17 protein-coding genes are annotated in these 17,570 nt (G+C 64.3%); 12 read left to right on the top strand and 5 right to left on the bottom strand.

The window, feature by feature from the left end; all coding sequences use genetic code 11:
* Positions 1-40: 40 nt before the first annotated feature.
* From JQ507_32695 to JQ507_32685, 3 genes are all read left to right on the top strand, one after another.
* Positions 41-328: a ferrous iron transport protein A gene (locus tag JQ507_32695; protein QRI69559.1), complete on the top strand. Its 288-nt coding sequence runs from the start codon at positions 41-43 to the stop codon at positions 326-328.
* Positions 325-2,199, top strand: a complete 1,875-nt coding sequence (locus JQ507_32690) for a ferrous iron transporter B (protein ID QRI69558.1) — start codon at positions 325-327, stop codon at positions 2,197-2,199. Before JQ507_32695 ends, JQ507_32690 begins: the two co-directional genes overlap by 4 nt.
* A 103-nt stretch (positions 2,200-2,302) precedes the next feature.
* Entirely contained in the window at positions 2,303-5,053 is a 2,751-nt protein-coding gene (locus tag JQ507_32685) for a bifunctional acetate--CoA ligase family protein/GNAT family N-acetyltransferase (protein ID QRI69557.1), read from the top strand.
* Positions 5,054-5,065: 12 nt separating this feature from the next.
* Here JQ507_32685 and JQ507_32680 read toward each other — a convergent pair whose 3' ends face one another.
* A complete protein-coding gene (locus JQ507_32680; GenBank protein QRI69556.1) occupies positions 5,066-5,956 on the bottom strand; it encodes a LysR family transcriptional regulator in 891 nt (296 codons plus the stop codon).
* A 106-nt stretch (positions 5,957-6,062) separates the two neighbouring features.
* Between JQ507_32680 and JQ507_32675 the strand changes: the two genes are divergently transcribed.
* From JQ507_32675 to JQ507_32635, 9 genes are all read left to right on the top strand, one after another.
* Positions 6,063-6,932 (top strand): NmrA/HSCARG family protein, encoded by an 870-nt coding sequence (locus JQ507_32675; protein QRI69555.1) that lies wholly within the window; start codon positions 6,063-6,065, stop codon positions 6,930-6,932.
* A gap of 43 nt (positions 6,933-6,975) precedes the next feature.
* The gene (locus JQ507_32670) at positions 6,976-7,449 is read left to right on the top strand and encodes a DUF1857 family protein (GenBank protein ID QRI69554.1); all 474 of its coding nucleotides are present in this window, start codon (positions 6,976-6,978) and stop codon (positions 7,447-7,449) included.
* Between the two features lie 70 nt (positions 7,450-7,519).
* Positions 7,520-8,188, top strand: a complete 669-nt coding sequence (locus JQ507_32665) for an SDR family oxidoreductase (GenBank protein QRI69553.1) — start codon at positions 7,520-7,522, stop codon at positions 8,186-8,188.
* 405 nt (positions 8,189-8,593) lie between these two features.
* Complete coding sequence (locus tag JQ507_32660; GenBank protein QRI69552.1) at positions 8,594-10,051, top strand: PAS domain S-box protein; 1,458 nt, start codon at positions 8,594-8,596, stop codon at positions 10,049-10,051.
* 123 nt (positions 10,052-10,174) lie between these two features.
* On the top strand, positions 10,175-10,357 hold the full coding sequence (locus tag JQ507_32655; protein ID QRI69551.1) for a CsbD family protein: 183 nt from the start codon (positions 10,175-10,177) through the stop codon (positions 10,355-10,357).
* A gap of 68 nt (positions 10,358-10,425) precedes the next feature.
* Positions 10,426-10,752 carry a CsbD family protein gene (locus JQ507_32650; GenBank protein ID QRI69550.1) on the top strand — a complete coding sequence of 109 codons (327 nt, stop codon included), beginning with the start codon at positions 10,426-10,428 and terminating at the stop codon, positions 10,750-10,752.
* A gap of 426 nt (positions 10,753-11,178) precedes the next feature.
* A complete protein-coding gene (locus JQ507_32645; protein ID QRI69549.1) occupies positions 11,179-11,673 on the top strand; it encodes a hypothetical protein in 495 nt (164 codons plus the stop codon).
* Between the two features lie 84 nt (positions 11,674-11,757).
* Positions 11,758-12,015 (top strand): GlsB/YeaQ/YmgE family stress response membrane protein, encoded by a 258-nt coding sequence (locus JQ507_32640; GenBank protein QRI69548.1) that lies wholly within the window; start codon positions 11,758-11,760, stop codon positions 12,013-12,015.
* A gap of 214 nt (positions 12,016-12,229) precedes the next feature.
* A complete protein-coding gene (locus tag JQ507_32635; GenBank protein ID QRI73611.1) occupies positions 12,230-13,774 on the top strand; it encodes a PAS domain S-box protein in 1,545 nt (514 codons plus the stop codon).
* Between the two features lie 193 nt (positions 13,775-13,967).
* On the opposite strand, the gene JQ507_32630 is transcribed toward JQ507_32635, so the two are convergent.
* From JQ507_32630 to sdhC, 4 genes are read right to left on the bottom strand one after another with little or no spacing between them, the layout of a single operon-like run.
* Positions 13,968-14,753, bottom strand: a complete 786-nt coding sequence (locus tag JQ507_32630) for a succinate dehydrogenase iron-sulfur subunit (GenBank protein ID QRI69547.1) — start codon at positions 14,751-14,753, stop codon at positions 13,968-13,970.
* 18 nt (positions 14,754-14,771) lie between these two features.
* A complete protein-coding gene (locus JQ507_32625; protein ID QRI69546.1) occupies positions 14,772-16,610 on the bottom strand; it encodes a succinate dehydrogenase flavoprotein subunit in 1,839 nt (612 codons plus the stop codon).
* Positions 16,611-16,613: 3 nt separating this feature from the next.
* Positions 16,614-16,988: a succinate dehydrogenase, hydrophobic membrane anchor protein gene (sdhD, locus tag JQ507_32620; GenBank protein ID QRI73610.1), complete on the bottom strand. Its 375-nt coding sequence runs from the start codon at positions 16,986-16,988 to the stop codon at positions 16,614-16,616.
* Positions 16,989-17,002: 14 nt separating this feature from the next.
* Positions 17,003-17,401 carry a succinate dehydrogenase, cytochrome b556 subunit gene (gene sdhC / locus JQ507_32615; GenBank protein QRI69545.1) on the bottom strand — a complete coding sequence of 133 codons (399 nt, stop codon included), beginning with the start codon at positions 17,399-17,401 and terminating at the stop codon, positions 17,003-17,005.
* Between the last annotated feature and the right edge of the window lie 169 nt (positions 17,402-17,570).

Below are 17,570 nucleotides of genomic sequence, written 5' to 3'. Positions count from 1 at the left end.
AATGCTTGACCCTGCGACTACCTGCTGAAAAACAGGCCGCATGACAGGCGATCCAGGCACTTCCCAGGTTAATGTTCAGGACACCCGGCTCGGACATGCGGATCGCGGTTTTGTCGGAAAGATCATCAGGCTCGATGCGCTCGTGACGGGTTCATCGCTCTCTCCGCAGGAGCTGGAGCAGCGCCTGGTGGAGATGGGATTTGTCGAGGGCGCGCGCGTGGAAATCCTGCATGAGGGCACGATCCGGCGGGATCCGATCGCGGTACGCGTCGACAACATCACGATCGCGCTGCGCCGGAGCGAAGCCATGGCTGTGATCGTCGAATGACCACTGCATCCCTGCGACTGGCGCTGGTCGGTGCGCCGAACACCGGCAAGACCTCGCTGTTCAACCGGCTGACCGGCAGCACCCAGAAAGTCGCCAATTATCCCGGCGTCACGGTCGAGCGCAAATCCGGCGGCTTCGTCACGCCGGAGGGCCGCAGCGTGACGGTGCTCGACTTGCCCGGCACCTATTCGCTGCGCGGCCGCAGCCCGGACGAAGAGATCACCCGCGACATCGTGCTCGGTCGTTTCGACGGCGAGGCGGTGCCCGATCTCGTGCTCTGCGTCGCGGACGCCACCAATCTGCGGCTGACCTTGCGCCTGGTGCTCGAATTGAAGCGTGTCGGCCGGCCGATGATGCTCGTGCTCAACATGATCGACATTGCGAAGCGCCGCGGCGTGACGATCGATCTCGATCGCATGTCGCAGGAGCTCGGCCTGCCGATCGTGACCGCCGTCGCGGTCCGCAAGGGCGGCGTCGACGAGCTCCTGAAGCGGACCGACGAATTCCTGGCAACGTCGCACCAGGCCGCGGCCAGCGAATGGACGACGCCGACGATCGCCGATCTCAAGGCCGCCCAGCGCGAGGCCGACCGCATCATTGCCGCGGCGGTGACGCTGCCGACCAAGCCCGACACGCTGACCAACCGGATCGATTCGGTCGTGCTGCATCCGGTCTGGGGTCTCGTGATCCTGGCCGTGATCCTGTTCGTGATGTTCCAGGCGGTGTTCACCTGGGCGCAGCCGGCGATGGAGCTGCTGTCGGACGGCTTTGCCGCGCTCGGGCAACTGATCCACGACCTGCTGCCCGCGAGCTGGGGCCTGTTGCAGAGCTTCCTGCAGAACGGCCTGATCTCGGGCGTCGGCAGCGTCATCGTGTTCCTGCCGCAGATCATCATCATCTTCCTGTTCATCCTGCTGCTGGAAGATTTCGGCTATATGGCGCGCGCCGCGTTCCTGATGGACCGCATCATGGGCGGCGCCGGGCTGCATGGCCGGGCCTTCATTCCGCTGCTGTCGAGCTTCGCCTGCGCCATTCCCGGCATCATGGCGACGCGGGTGATCGACAACCGCCGCGACCGCCTGACCACGATCCTGATCGCGCCGCTGATGACCTGTTCGGCGCGAATTCCGGTCTACACGCTGATCATCTCGGCCTTCGTTCCGGCGACCACGCTCTGGGGGTTCGTCAATCTGCAGGGGCTCGTGATGTTCGGCCTCTATGCCGCCGGCATCACCAGCGCGCTGACGGTCTCGGCGGTCGCGAAATTCTTCCTGTGGCGCGACCATGCGCCGGCGCCGTTCATGCTGGAGTTGCCCGACTACAAGATGCCGCGGCTGCGCAGCATCGCGATCGGCGTGTTCAACCGCGCCAAGATGTTCCTGTATCGCGCCGGCACCACGATCCTCTCGATGATGGTGCTGATCTGGTTCCTGGCCTCGTTCCCGCAGGCGCCCACCGGCGCCGAGGGGCCGGCGATCAACTACAGCTTCGCCGCGATGATCGGTCATGCGCTCGAGCCGCTGCTGCGGCCGATCGGCTTCAACTGGCAGATCGCGGTGGCGCTGATCCCGGGCATGGCGGCGCGCGAGGTCGCGGTCGCCGCGCTCGGCACCGTCTATTCGATCGAGGGCGGCAAGGAAGCCGCCGACCAGATCGGCCAGGTGCTGGCGCAGAAATGGACGTTGGCGACCGCGCTGTCGCTGCTGGTCTGGTACATCTTCGCCCCGCAATGCGCCTCGACATTGGCGGTAATCCGCCGCGAGACCGGCGGCGCGAAGTGGATGGTGGTGACGTTCATCTACATGCTCACGCTGGCCTATGCCGCGAGCTTCCTGACCTTCAACCTGGCGCAGGCGCTCGGCCTTCATTGAAGGGGCCGTTGCGGCAGCGATGCGTGCAACAGGCCGAGCGACGAAGTAGAGTTCATCCGGGGGCGCCTCACGCGCGTCCACGGGTTCCCTGCGAGATCACGCAATGTCGACCTACGGCCTGGAGCGGCTCTTTTCGCCTCGAAGCATCGCGGTGGTCGGCGGCAGCCCGCGGCCGTCGTCGCTCGGAGCGGCGGTGCTGCGAAACATCAAAGCGAGCGGCTTTGCCGGCAAGGTCGGCGTCGTCAACCGGCAGTATGCCGATGTCGACGGCGTGCCGACCGTTCCGGACCTGAAATCGCTGCCATTCGTTCCGGATCTTGTCGTTATCAGCGCGCCGGCGGCGGCGGTTCCGGAGATCGTGGCGGAGGCGGGCTTGGCCGGCGTTGCCGGCGCGGCGATCCTGTCGGCTGGTCTCGGCTACGGCGCGGGTTCGCTTGCGGAGATCGCGGGGCAGACCGCGCGGCGGCACGGCATGCGCCTGTTCGGGCCGAACTGCCTCGGCGTCATGGTGCCGCGCGCCAAGCTCAATGCGAGTTTCGCCTCGCACCAGCCGTCCGACGGACATGTCGCGTTGATCTCGCAGTCCGGCGCGGTCGCATCGGCGATGATCGAGTGGGCGGCGGAGCGGCGGCTCGGCTTCTCCGGCATTGCCTCGATCGGCGACCAGCTCGACGTCGACGTCGCCGACCTCTTGGATTATTTCGCGCTCGACGACCACACCAGCGCGATCCTGATCTACCTCGAGGCGGTCAAGGATGCGCGCAAGTTCATGTCGGCGGCGCGCGCCGCGGCGCGGCTGAAGCCGGTCATCATCGTCAAGTCCGGCCGGATGGCGCAGGGTGCAATCGCCGCTGCGACCCATACCGGGGCGCTGGCCGGCTCCGACGCGGTCTATGACGCCGCGTTCCGCCGCGCCGGCATGCTGCGCGTCTACGACCTCCGCCAGTTGTTCGATTGCGCCAAGCTGCTCGGCCGCGGCTTCGTGCCGCGCGGCAACCGGCTGGCGATCCTGACCAATGGCGGCGGGCTCGGCATCCTCGCGACCGACCGGCTGGCCGAGCTCGGCGGCGTTCCCGCGACCTTGACGGCGGAGACCATCGAGCGGCTCGACAGGATGCTGCCGTCGGGCTGGTCATGCGCCAATCCCGTCGACATCGCCGGCGATGCCGATGCCGCCCGCTACGTGGTGGCGCTCAACGCGCTGCTCGATGACGCCAATTGCGATGCGGTGCTGGTCGCGAACGTGGAAACCGCGGTGGCGCCGGCCGAGGGCATCGCCGAGGCGGTGGCGCAATGCGTGCGTGAGCGCAGGTCGAAGCGCAGCGCGGTCGCCGCCCTGGTGCTCGCGGCATGGGTCGGCGCCGACGAGCGCACCGGCGCGATCTTCGAGGCGGCGCGGATTCCACATTTCCCGACCGAGGACGATGCGGTGCGCGCCTTCATGTATCTGGTGCGCTATCGCGAGGCCTCCACCGCGCTCGCCGCGACCCCGCCGGGCGTCGCGTCGGTGTTCACGCCGGAGACGGCGGCGGCACGGCACGTGGTCGTGAACGCGTTGTCCGAGGGACGGGCATGGCTCGACCCGGCCGAGATCGTCGCCCTGTTCGAGGCCTATCGCATTCCGATCGTAACGACGCTCGTCGCCGACAGTGCCGAGGACGCTGCCGAGAAGGCGGCGCCGTTCCTGGCCGAGGGGCATGCGATCGTGGTCAGGGTGTTCTCGCGTGACATCAGGCACGCATCCGATGTCGGCGGCGTGATTCTCGATTTGCGGACCAAAGACAGCGTCATCGAGGCCGCCAGGACGGTCATGGACCGCGCACGAAGCGCACGGCCGGACGCCATCCTGCGAGGTGTGACGATCCAGCCGATGATCGTGCGGCGCGCGGCGCGCGAACTGATCCTCGGTATCGCCGACGATCCGACCTTCGGTCCGGTGATCGTGTTCGGCCGCGGCGGTCCCGCGGTCGAGGTGATCAACGACAAGGCGCTGGCGCTGCCGCCGCTCGACATGAATCTCGCCCGTGAGCTGGTCGGACGGACCCGCGTCTCGCGGCTGCTCGGCGGCTATGGCGATATCCCGGCGGTCCCGGCCGATGTGGTACCGCTCACTTTGGTCAAGCTCGCGCAGATGGCCGCCGACATTCCCGAGGTCGCCGGGCTCGATATCAATCCGATGCTGGCGGACGAGACCGGCGTGCTCGCGCTCGATGCGCGGGTCGCGATCCGCAAGCCCACGCGGCTGTTCGCCGGCCACACGCGGCTCGCGGTCAGGCCCTATCCGTCGCAATGGGAGGGCGAGCTCGCGTTACGTGACGGCTCGCGCGTCACCGTGCGCCCGATGCGGCCGGAGGACGAGCCGATGGTCGATGGCTTCTTCAAGCGCGTGAGTGCCGAGGACCTCAGGCTGCGCTTCTTCCATGCGATGAAGGAATTCTCGCACGCCTTCATCGCGCGGCTCACCCAGCTCGACTATGCGCGCGCGATGGCATTCGTGGCGCTCGATCCAACCACCGGCGAGATGATGGGCGCGGTCCGGCTGCATTCGGACTCGCTGTACGAGAACGCCGAATACGCGATCCTGCTGCAGTCCGATCTCAAGGGCAAAGGGCTCGGCTGGGCGCTGATGCAGCTCCTGATCCACTATGCGCGGTCGGAAGGGTTGAAGCGCCTGTCCGGCCAGGTGCTGACCGAGAACACCACGATGATCGGGATGTGCCGCGATCTCGGCTTCACCGTGGCGATGGATCCGGAGGATCACAGCATCGTCGACGTCGTGCTCGACCTCCGCAAGCCGGGCATCGATGCGGTCGGCGCCGATATCCTGATCCGGCCGGGGGCGGCTGGTGGTTGAACCTGCCGCCGCTCAGTCGATGAATGATGCAAGTTCCTCGGGGGTCCCGGAGGGAAACGCTTCCTTGAGACAATCGAGAAAGGCGGCTACGCGCGCGCTGAGCAATCTCCGCGACGGATAGAGCGCCCAGAGAACGATGTCGGGTCCGTCGACATCGCCCCAATGGACGAGCTTGCCGGCTGCCAGATCGCGGCTCACAAGCGAAATGGGAAGTCGCGCGGCCCCGACGCCTGCGCGAACCGCGTCGCGGATCATGATGAGCGAGGACAGGCGCAGCACCGGATCGGTCTTGATCCGATCGGTCCGGCCCTGCGCCGTCATGTCCCAGTCGGAGCCTTGATCGCTCGCGCCACGCACCACGGTCGGTGCGGCATTATCGCCCTTCGGACGAGGCAGGGTCGGGTTCGCCACCACCACAAGTCGGTCGCGCATCAGGACCCGACCGACCAGCGTCTCGTCAGGATCCGGGTTGACCCTGATCACCAGGTCGTAGCCTTCCTCGATCATGTCAACCGAACGGTCCTCGGTCGTGACCTCGAGCCGGACCTCCGGATATTTCAGCGCGAATGCGGCGGCGAGTTTCCCCATCGCGGTCTGCGAGAACAGGAGAGGCGCGCTGATCCGCAGTCTGCCACGCGGCTTGTCGGCTCCGGATGAGATCGCAGCGGCCGTCTCGTCGAGCTCCGCGAGCAGCGCGCCGGTCCGTTCGTAAAGCGCACGTCCCTCCTGGGTGAGTTTCAGCGTGCGGGCGCCGCGCTCGAACAGGCGCAAGTCGAGGCCGCTCTCCAGCTCGGAAACCCGGCGGGAGAGCGTGGCCTTAGGGCGGCCGGACGCCCGGGCGGCGCGGCCGAACCCGCCATGGCGGGCGACCAGGTTGAAATCGGCGAGGGCAAGTAGATCCATATGTTCCACCAATGGGACACGCTGTCTAAATATAACATCTATCGATCCATCAGTGGATCACTAGTTTCGGGATGTCTACCAACCATCCCAAAACGGAGTGATCCCAATGACCATCCTCGTTACCGGTGCCACCGGCACCGTCGGCCGCAACGTCGTCGAACAGCTCGTCAAGCGCGGCGCCGAGGTCCGCGCCCTCGTCCGTGATCCGGCGAAGGTCGACTTCCCGGCAGGCGTGACCGCCGTGAAGGGCGATCTGCTGGATGTCGATTCGCTGCGCAGCGCATTCTCCGGTGTCTCGACCCTGTTCCTGCTCAACGCCGTGGTGCCCGACGAATTCACCCAGGCGCTGATCGCGCTCAACCTGGCGCGCGAGGCTGGCGTCGAACGGCTGGTCTATCTCTCGGTGATCCACAGCGACGTCTACGTGAACGTGCCGCACTTCGCCGGCAAGTTCGGCGTCGAGCGGATGATCGAGGCGATGGGCTTTGCGGCCACCATCCTGCGTCCCGCCTACTTCATGAACAACGAGCACACGATCAAGGACGTGGTGGCTGGCTACGGCATCTATCCGATGCCGATCGGCGACAAGGGTCTCGCCATGATCGACGCGCGCGACATCGGCGAGATCGCCGCCATCGAACTCGTCCGCCGCGAAACCTCCGCGACGCCGCTGCCGCTGGTCCGGATCAATCTGGTCGGTCCGGATACGCTGACCGGCGCCAAGGCCGCTGCCGTCTGGTCGGAGGTGTTGGGCCGCACGATCGCCTATCCCGGTGCCGACACCGCCGGCTTCGAGAAGAACCTCCGGCAGTTCATGCCGAGCTGGATGGCATTCGACATGCGGCTGATGGGCGAGCGCTTCCTCACCGACGGAATGCTCCCCGGTGCCGGCGACGTCGAGCGCCTGACCACCTTGCTCGGCCGTCCGCTGCGCACCTACCGCGACTTCGTCGCCGAGATCACGGCCGCTGCCTGAGCGCAGCGGTCCCACCCGAACCCGCAGACCACGGAATACGACCATGATCTACTCGACCGCCACCGTCCCGGTGAATCCGGAAGGCGAAAGACCGCTGACCCGCGCGCAAGCCTGGAAGGGTCTCGTTCTCAAGGCCCGCGATGCCAGGCAGTTCCTGCCGCCGAATCTCTGCACCCGCTGCGAAGTCGTGGAGGAGAGCGCGACGCACATCGTGCGCGAAGCCGCCATCGCAGGCGACGATCTCCGCGAGATCATTACCTTCGAGCCGGAGAACAAAGTGACCTTCTTCCAGGCCATTGGTCCGCGCGAAGGTGCCATCGTCAACGAACTCTTCGTCGACGATGCCGGTGCGCTGCAATTGAAGTTCTATTGCTACACCGGCTTGCGCGGCAAGCAGCCGAATGGCTCCGAAGAGCAGGCCGAGCAGAGGCAGTTCGACAGCGACAAGGGCTACAAGGCGGCACTGCTGTCCACGCTGAAGCGCATCCGCGAACTGCTCGCGGAGGACAAGCTCTGAACATCACCGGAAACAGCAACGATGGGACGGTCTCCTGACGAGGCCTCCCGCTTCATTCAAGGAGACTCTCATGAGCAATTCTCAAGGCAGCGCCACCCGACCGGCAGCGGCGCGGATACTGGTTCTCGGCGGGACCGGCGGCACGGGCCGCGCGATCGTCGCGCAAGCCCTGGCGCGCGGACACGACGTCACCGTCCTTGCTCGCTCGCCCGAGAAGGCGGGCAATCTTGAAGGCGTCAAAATCGTCGCCGGCGATGCCCGCGACGAGCGAGCCCTGCGTCAGGCCCTGAAAGGCCAGGACGCCGTGATCAGCGCGCTCGGTACTCCGGCGAGTCCGTTCCGCGAAGTCACGTTGCTCTCGACCGCGACGCGCGCGCTCGTCGCCGCGATGAAGGCCGAACGGGTCTCGCGACTCGTCTGCATCACCGGCATGGGCGCCGGCGACAGCAGGGGACATGGCGGATTCGTGTTCGACAACGTCATCTACCCGCTGCTGCTCCGCAAGGTGTACGCGAACAAGAATCGCCAGGAGGCGATCGTCAGGGATAGCGGCCTGGACTGGGTGCTGGTCCGTCCGTCCGTTCTCAGCAACAAGCCGGGCGGACAGCCGGTGCGCGCGCTCACGGACCTATCCGGCTTCCATGGCGGAACGATCGCCCGCACCGACGTCGCGAGCTTCGTCCTCGATCAGGTCGGCAACGATGCGTGGCTGCATCGTGCTCCGTTGATCACGTGGTGAGGTCGGCTGCCGCGCGAGGCAAATGCGGCCGCAGCTTCCGCTGCGGCCGGGCGCCGGCAATCAGATCTGGCGTTCGACCATCTTGAACTTGAGCTCGGCGATCGCTTCGGAGGGATTGAGGCCCTTCGGGCAGGGTGGAACCAAAACGACCGAACGAGATTGTAACGGGATCGAATGTCTTCCCCACATCACGCCTCAAGGCCTATCGATGTCCAACAAACGGTCCGGGACTCCTGTTGCAAAAGTCGATTCCTGGGACCGTCTTGGAGAGGGTTGTCGCAACGCTTAGCGGTCCAAGGGTTTCCGCCGGAAGGCGACACGGGGTGAGCTTGCGGGCATGCTTGGTTCGCTGTGAAGCGTCGTGATTGTCGGTCCGTCGTTCAACCATACTGTCGAGAACGGATCTTGACGCATACGATCGATCGTTCGCAGCTTCAGAAAATCATTGCCGGCCTGAGTGAAGGCGTGATCCTTATCGAGCCGGACCAGACCATTACCTGGGCGAACGAATCCGCCCTGAAGATGCATGGTGTGGAAGAGCTCGCCCAGCTCGGGACGTCCGTCGACGAGTACCGCAAGAACTTCGTGCTGCGGTACCGCAACAATCACCTGCTTGGCAAACGCAAATATCCTGCCGAACGGGTTGTCGCAGGAGAGACATTTGTCGATGTTGTCGTCGCCGTCGCCCCTCGGGCCAGCAACGATACGGAGTGGGTGCATCAGATACGAAGTCTCGTCATTACTGACACCAAGGGAAACCCCGATTGCCTGGTGCTGGTGATCGCCGATGTGACCGAGCGCTATGCCGCAGAGGCCCGCTTCGAGCGTACCTTCAACGCCAATCCTGCCCCGGCCTTCATCTGTCGGCTGGCGGACCAAATCCTCGTCAAGGTCAACCAGGGTTTCCTGGATATGTTGGGGTATGCGCGCGACGACGTTTTCGGCCGCTCGCTCGCGGAGGTCGGCCTACTGAACGGGGTCGAGAAAGCCGAGACGATTCAGGAGCGCCTCGCCGAGGGCAGGACGATTCCACAAACGGAGGTGCAGCTTCCGCTGCGCTCGGGTGGATCGAAACTCGTGATTCTGGCCGGCCAGCCAATCGAAATCGGCGACGACGCTTGTATGCTCTTTACGTTCGCCGACCTGGATGCGCGTGCCAAGGCCGAGTCCGCGTTGCGCCAGAGTGAAGAGCGGTTTGCCAAGTCGTTTCAGCTCTCCCCGGTGCCGACGGCGCTGCTGAGGATGGATGGCCATACGTTCCTCATGGTCAACGAAGCATTTGTCGCTCAGTTCGGGCACACCAGCGCCGAACTGATTGGTCGAAGCCTCGGTGAAATGCGGCTTTGGGCACGGCCAGAAGCTCAAAGTCAGTTCGAACGTGAGATTGAGCAATCCGGTCACGTTTCCAAGTTGGAGGCCTGTCTTGCCAGCAAGAACGGCAACGAACTCGATTGTGTCGTCTCTGCCGAGACTGTGACAATAGGCGACCAGATCTGCGCACTCGCCACGTTTCTGGATATCACGGACCGGAAGCGCTCCGAGCGCGAGCTTGTGCAGGCGATCGAGGCCGTCATGACCGATGCCTCATGGCTTAGCAAGGGCATTCTGGAGAAGCTCGCTGCTTTCCGTCGGCCAGGCAGATCGGAAGATTCTAAGCCGGCGGAGCAGCTGTCGGCGCGCGAACGCGAGGTGCTGGTGCTGATCTCCCAAGGCCTCAGCGACGCTGCGATTGGCAAGCGGCTTCGGCGTTCGCCCAATACGGTGCGCAATCACGTGGCGTCGCTCTATCGAAAGCTCGGCGTTCACCGTCGGACTGACGCCGTGATCTGGGGACGCGAGAACGGCTACATCGCCAGAAAATAGAGATGCTAGTACGGATTCACCACCGAACTGGTGCAATCAGTTCATTGTGCTTGAAGCCGTGTTCCCCACCTACTCCGCGATGAACGAGTTCACTCGCGACAACTCAACGGAGAAGGCTTCATTATGGACAAGAATCGCATCAAAGGCACCGCCGAACAGATCAAGGGTTCCATCAAGGAAGCGGTCGGCAAGGTGACCGGCAACGACAAGCTGACGGTCGAAGGTAAGGCCGAGCAACTGGCCGGCAAAGCGCAGGCTCAGGTCGGCAAGGCAAAGGATGCTGCCCGCGATTTGCTCAAGAAGTGAAGAGCCCGCGTTGCCTGTGCTCGTCGTGGTGTTCCAGCAATTCAGGTTAGACAACAGGAGTGATGACGATGGATACGGACCGCATCAAGGGAGCAGCGAAGGAGTTCGGTGGGAAACTGGAAGAAGCCGCCGGACATGTAACCGGCAATCAGGATATCCGCGCGGAAGGCGTTGCGCGTCAGATCGAGGGCAAGGGACAGAACCTTTACGGCCAGGCCAAGGACGGTTTGCGCGATGCCGGTGATCTCGCAGGCCAGATGTACGACGAAGGTCGTCGCTATGCGCGGCGCGGCTCTCGGGATGTTGGCGAGGCTGTCGGAAGTTATCCATTGGCGTCGGTACTGATTGCGGGCACGGTGGGCTTTCTCGCCGGCATTCTGATCAGCCGTCGCTGACCGGGGGGTATCATGACGATATATTATGACGGCGGCCCGGCCCGGGCGGTCGACTCAAACGCTCGCCTGGCTTGGGCTTCGTCCACGATCTCCTGGGGCGCTGTCCTGGCAGGCGTCGCGGCCGCTCTGGTTACGCAACTCACGCTTTCGGTTCTGGGAGTCGGGATCGGGCTTGCCAGTCTCACCTCAGCTTCGACCGGTGGAGCTGATGCCGGTTCGCTGTCACTCGCAGCGGCGATCTGGTGGATCGGTTCTGGGTTGCTGGCATCCTGCGCGGGTGGCTACATCGCGGGCCGCATGTGCAGCAGCGCGATGGCCGCAAAGGCAGGCTATCATGGTCTGATTTCATGGGCCGCTGCGACACTCGTGATGATCTGCCTGCTTAGCTCCGCGATCGGGGGCCTGCTCGGTGGTGTATTTGGCGCAATGAACAATGTGCTCGGCGGTACCGCGCACATGGTCGGTGGTGCCATGCAAACCGCGAGTGCCTCGGTGCCGAATTCAGTTGATAGCTTGTTTCCGGACATCGAGCGACAGATCCGGGCATCGACCGGTGGTCAGGATCCGGCCCAGCTTCGCGACACCGCGGTGAACGCCGTGCGTGCCGCTCTGATCGGTGACAAGGCCCAGCAGGAGCAGGCGGTCGAGCAGGCCGCGCAGGCTCTGGCGCAGGCGCAGGGTATCTCGTCCGACGAGGCCAAGGCGAAGGTGCAGGACTATCAGCGCAAATATGAGCAGTCTGTTGCAGACGCCAAAGCCAAGGCCGCACAAGCAGCCGAAACTGCCGCCCGGGTCGCTTCGCGCGGTGCGCTAGTTGCATTCTTTGCACTTGTGCTCGGCGCACTCGCCGCCGCGCTTGCCGGCCGCTTCGGTGGCGCACGATCGCGAAACGATACCTCTGATGCATGGGCAAAGCGGTGACACCGCTTGCGCACTGCCGCAGCGGACAAACCGACCGTCCGTGGACGATGATCGTTCGCGGCTAATTTGGAGAGAACAGACATTATGGGTATCATCTGGACCATCATCATCGGCTTCATTGCCGGCTTGATCGCCAAATTCATCATGCCGGGTCCCAACGAGCCGAGCGGCTTCATCATGACCACGATCCTCGGCATCGTCGGCGCGGTGGTCGCAAACTATCTGGGTCAGGCGCTCGGCTGGTACGGCCCCGGCCAGGGAGCAGGTCTGATCGGCTCGGTCGTCGGCGCTATCATCGTCCTGTTCTTTTGGGGCATGATCTCGAGCCGCCGCGCCTATTGATCTCGGGTGCGCCCTCAGGTCTCGAGCAATCGACGGCCTGAGGGCGCTCAGCGGCTTGCTGGCCAAGGGTTACCGCACGGCCCAGTCTTATGCCTGCGGCCGCTTTGCGACGGGACGTCTGAAACTAGCCCTTGACGTCAACACGGCGCGCCTTTTGGTGGCAAAAGCCTCGTTCTCGGTTTTGCCATCAATCCAGATTTTGCGCCGACGAGGCATGTCAGTGTTTCTCTCGCCCATCACGGAGTCGCAGCGGCTCGAAGCGCTCGACGGCTACGACATCCTCGACACCTCGCCGGAGGTCGGGTTCGATGATGCCGTCTTGCTGGCTCGCCAGATATGCAACACTCCCATCGCCTTGGTGAGCCTGGTCGCTTCGAAGCGACAATGGTTCAAGGCAGCGGCAGGGCTCGATCTCCGCGAGACGCCAATCGAGCAATCGGTGTGTGCTCATGCGTTGCGGCAGGCGGATACGTTGATCATTCCAGACCTGTCCCTGGATCCTCGCACTCGGACCAATACCTTGGTCACCGGCGCGCCGTTTATTCGCTTCTATGCCGGAGCTCTGCTGAAGACCCGGTCGGGGATCGCGATCGGCACGCTTTGCGTTATCGACACCGTGCCTCGTCCAGGGGGGCTGACGGAGCAGCAGACATTCTCTCTCGAAGCCCTCGCTCGGCAAGTCATGACGCAGCTCGAGTATCGGCGTACGATGATCAAGGCAGAACATGCCGCTCTCGAAGAGCGTGATGCGGCGGCGGCCTCGACTGCGCGTGCGCTGGAGAGCGAACGGTTAGCTGCTCTGTTGAGGGCCAGCGAGACGCGATTGCGCATGGCTCAGGCGGCCGGGCGAATTGGAAGTTTTGAGCTTGATATCGCGACCGACCGGCTCACGGTGACGGATCAGTTTTGCCTTATCTTTGGATTGCCGATCATGCCTACCGTGAATGCGCCGGACATCGAGCGTCTGATCCATCCCGGCGACGAGCATCTGATCTCCGACCGGGGCAGCCGCGAGAGCGGCGAGATGGCGTTGTACACGGAGTATCGCGTCCGCAAGCCTCAGACCGGCGACGTGGCCTGGATATCTCGCAGCGCGATGCTGGTCCGCAACGCGAATGGCGTCACCATCCGCGTGCTCGGAACAGTTTGCGACATCACCGAACGCAAGAACATCGAGGAGCGGCAAAGAATTCTCAACGACGAACTTGGCCATCGCCTCAAGAACACCTTGGCGTTGGTGCAGGCCATCGCGAGACAGACTCTCCGCAACGCATCCGACCACGAAGCAGTTGAAGCTTTCGAACGGCGGATCGATGCGCTTGGACGTGCGCATGACGTCTTGCTCCAGCATAGCTGGTCGGCTGCTGATCTACGCCAACTGGCCGCGAACGTACTGGGCTTGCACGGCGCGGCATCTCGGTTTCACCTCGATGGCCCCCGCTTGCGGCTGACGGCGAAGGCTGCGCTGTCAACGTCTCTCGTGCTCCATGAACTGGCGACCAATGCAATCAAGCATGGTGCCCTCTCGGTCTCTACCGGCTATGTGCGGCTATCATGGGAGATCGAACCGGATTGTCTCATCGTCAAATGGACCGAGCACGACGGACCGCCGGTTGTCGCGCCGACCAAGATCGGACTTGGTTCTCGCCTCATCGACATGGGCATTATCGGCGGAAGCCGCTCAAGAAAGCGCTATGAGCCGTCCGGCCTGGTGGTTGAGTTCCGTGCTCCGCTTGCGGCAATTGACGACGGTTCCTGATGCCGGCGACCGCGCCACGGGGATCAGGTGAGGCCTCGCTCGACCACCGGCGTGGTTGCTCACAAGAGAAACGGTGCGGCCCGCTGCTTCGCACGTGCCGTACGGCGGCCCGACGTCGGATATCGATGCCGACGTCGTTCAGCGCTTGAGAGCATGCTATGAAGAAGAAGCCGCCAGCGCCGGCGGCCTCAAATCAGATCTGGCGTTCGACCATCTTGAACTTGAGTTCGGCGATCGCTTCCGAGGGGTTGAGACCCTTCGGGCACGCCTTGGCGCAGTTCATGATGGTGTGGCAGCGATAGAGACGGAACGGATCCTCGAGATTGTCGAGCCGCTCGCCGGTCGCTTCGTCGCGGGAATCGGTGACCCAGCGCGTCGCCTGCAGCAGCGCGGCGGGGCCGAGGAAGCGTTCGCTGTTCCACCAGTAGCTCGGGCAGGAGGTCGAGCAGCAGGCGCACAGGATGCACTCGTAGAGACCGTCGAGCTTTTCGCGGTCCTCGTGGCTCTGCCTCCACTCCTTCTGCGGCGTCGGCGTCGTGGTCTTTAGCCACGGCTCGATCGAGGCATACTGGGCGTAGAAATTGGTGAGGTCGGGGACCAGGTCCTTGACCACCGGCTGGTGCGGCAGCGGATTGACCTTCACCGCGCCTCCGGCGCCGACATCGTGCATCGACTTGGTGCAGGCCAGCGTGTTCTGGCCGTCGATGTTCATCGCGCAGGAGCCGCAGACGCCTTCACGGCAGGAGCGGCGGAAGGTCAGCGTAGGATCGATGTGGTTCTTGATCCAGATCAGACCGTCCAGCACCATCGGGCCGCAATCATTGGTGTCGACATAATAGGTGTCGACGCTCGGATTCTTGCCGTCGTCCGGGTTCCAGCGATACACCCGGAATTCGCGGGTCTCGGTGGCGCCGGCCGGCTTCGGCCAGGTCTTGCCGCCGGAAATCTTCGAATTCTTCGGAAGTGCGAATTCAACCATGCTTGCTCGCCTTCGTTCTCAGTAGACCCGCGCCTTCGGCGGGATGTACTGCACGTCATTGGTCATCGTGTAGCTGTGCACCGGACGGTACTCGATCGCGGTCTTGCCGGCCGGATCGATCCAGGTCAGCGTGTGCTTCATCCAGTCCTTGTCGTTGCGGTCCGGGAAATCCTCGCGCGCATGCGCGCCACGGCTTTCGGTGCGGTTGGCCGCCGAATCCATCGTCACGACCGCCTGCACGATCAGATTGTCGAATTCCAGCGTTTCGATCAGGTCGGAATTCCACACCAGCGAACGGTCGGAGACCGAGATGTCGCTGACGCCGCCATAGACCTTGTGGATCAGGTTCTGGCCTTCCTGCAGCACGTCGCCGGTGCGGAACACCGCGCAATTGTTCTGCATCACATGCTGCATGCTGTCGCGCAGCTTCGCCGTCGGCGTGCCGCCGGAGGCGTGGCGGAAGTGATCGAGCCGGCCGAGTGCGCGGTCGGCCGAATCCTGCGGCAGCTCCGGCTGCTTGGCGTTCGCAGTCAGCTTGTCGGCGAGCCGCAGGGCGGCGGCGCGGCCGAACACCACGAGGTCGATCAGCGAGTTGGAGCCGAGGCGGTTGGCGCCGTGGACCGAGACGCAGGCCGCTTCGCCGATCGCCATCAGGCCCGGCACCACCGAATTGTCGTCGCCGTTGCGCTTGGTCAGCACCTCGGCGTGATAGTTCGTGGCGATGCCGCCCATGTTGTAGTGCACGGTGGGCACGATCGGGATCGGCTCGCGGGTGACGTCGACATTGGCGAAGATCTTCGCCGATTCCGAGATGCCCGGCAGCCGCTCGTGCAGCACCTTCGGATCGAGGTGGTCGAGGTGCAGGAAGATGTGATCCTTCTTCTTGCCGACGCCGCGGCCTTCGCGGATCTCGATCGTCATCGCGCGCGAGACGACGTCGCGCGAGGCGAGGTCCTTGGCCGACGGCGCGTAGCGCTCCATGAAGCGCTCGCCTTCGGAATTGACGAGATAGCCGCCTTCGCCGCGGGCGCCCTCGGTGACCAGGCAGCCCGAGCCGTAGATGCCGGTCGGATGGAACTGGACGAACTCCATGTCCTGCAACGGCAGGCCGGCGCGAAGCACCATGCCGCCGCCGTCGCCGGTGCAGGTGTGCGCCGAGGTGCAGGAAGCGTAAGCGCGGCCGTAGCCGCCGGTCGCCAGGATCGTGGTCTGGGCGCGGAAGCGATGCAGCGTGCCGTCGTCGAGCTTGAGCGCGATCACGCCGCGACAGACGCCCTGGTCGTCCATGATCAGGTCGATGGCGAAGAATTCGATGAAGAACTCGGCCGCGTGGCGCAGCGACTGGCCGTACATCGTGTGCAGCATGGCGTGGCCGGTGCGGTCGGCGGCGGCGCAGGTGCGCTGCGCCTGGCCCTTGCCGTAATCCATGGTCATGCCGCCGAACGGGCGCTGGTAGATCTTGCCGTCCTCGGTGCGCGAGAACGGAACACCCCAATGCTCGAGCTCATAGACCGCGTCGGGCGCGTTGCGCACCATGTATTCGATGGCGTCCTGGTCGCCGAGCCAGTCCGACCCCTTCACGGTGTCGTACATGTGCCAGCGCCAATCGTCCGGGTGCATGTTGCCGAGCGAGGCCGAGATGCCGCCCTGCGCCGCAACGGTGTGCGAGCGGGTCGGGAACACCTTGGTGATGCAGGCGGTGCGCAGGCCCGCTTCCGAGCAGCCGACCACGGCGCGCAGGCCCGCGCCGCCGGCGCCGACCACGACGACGTCGTAGGTGTGGTCCTGGATCGGATAGGCCTTGCCGTTGGTGGCCGGGCCGCCATTGGTGGCCTTGCCGTTTCCTTCACCGGCCATGGGTCAAACTCCCGACGACAATTTGAGGATTGCGTAGATCGAGGCCAATGCGACCGCGACGCAGAAGAAGTTGTTCGCCATCACGCTGGCGATCTTCAGCTTCTCATTGTGGATGTAGTCTTCGATCACGACCTGCATGCCGATCTTCATGTGCCAGGTGCTGGCGACGATGAAGAGCAGCAGGATGATGGCGATCGGGATCGAGCCGAGGATCTGCGCTGCGCCGGCATGGTTGCGGCCGATCAGCATGATCACCACGACGATCACGGGGACGATCAGCAGCGTCATCGCAACTGCGGTGAGGCGTTGACGCCAGAAATCGGAGGTGCCGGTATGCGCGGAGCCAAGGCCGCGGACGCGTTCCAGCGGCGTGCGCATCGAGGAAGGGCCGCTCATCGTCCACCTCCAACCGCGTAGGCAACGATCCAGACCAGCACGGTCAGCGAGATGCCGGCGACCAGCGCGCCCCAGGTGAGGGCTTCGCGCTCATTGGCCTTGAAGCCGTAGCCGAGGTCCCAGACGAAATGCCGGATGCCGCTGCACAGATGGTGCATCAGCGCCCATGTGTATCCGAACACGATCAGCTTGCCGATCGCGCTGCCGGTGAAGGCCTGAACGTTGGCGTAGGCAGTCGGGCCGGAGGCGGCGGCGATCAGCCACCAGGCGAGCAGCAGGGTGCCGAAATAGAGTGCCACACCTGTGGCACGGTGAACGATGGACAGCGCCATCGTCAGCGTCCACCGGTAGGTCTGCAAATGGGGTGAAAGCGGTCGTTCGATCCTGGCGGTCATCGGCGGGCTTTATGTTGCGAGGGACCGCGGCCGGCCCATCGGGGAACGCGGTAGAGGAGTTCTATTTACGGACTAGGATCACCCCGCGCAACGGCCAATTAGCCTTCGCTCGAACCGAAGTTCATTGTTAGACTTGCCGAATTCTGGTTGATCCGCAGCGTGGTATACT

The organism is Bradyrhizobium sp. PSBB068, from assembly GCA_016839165.1.
In the GTDB taxonomy this organism is placed as follows: domain Bacteria; phylum Pseudomonadota; class Alphaproteobacteria; order Rhizobiales; family Xanthobacteraceae; genus Bradyrhizobium.
The sequence above is the reverse complement of the archived record's forward strand: the minus strand, read 5'-3'. Positions and strand labels throughout refer to the sequence as shown.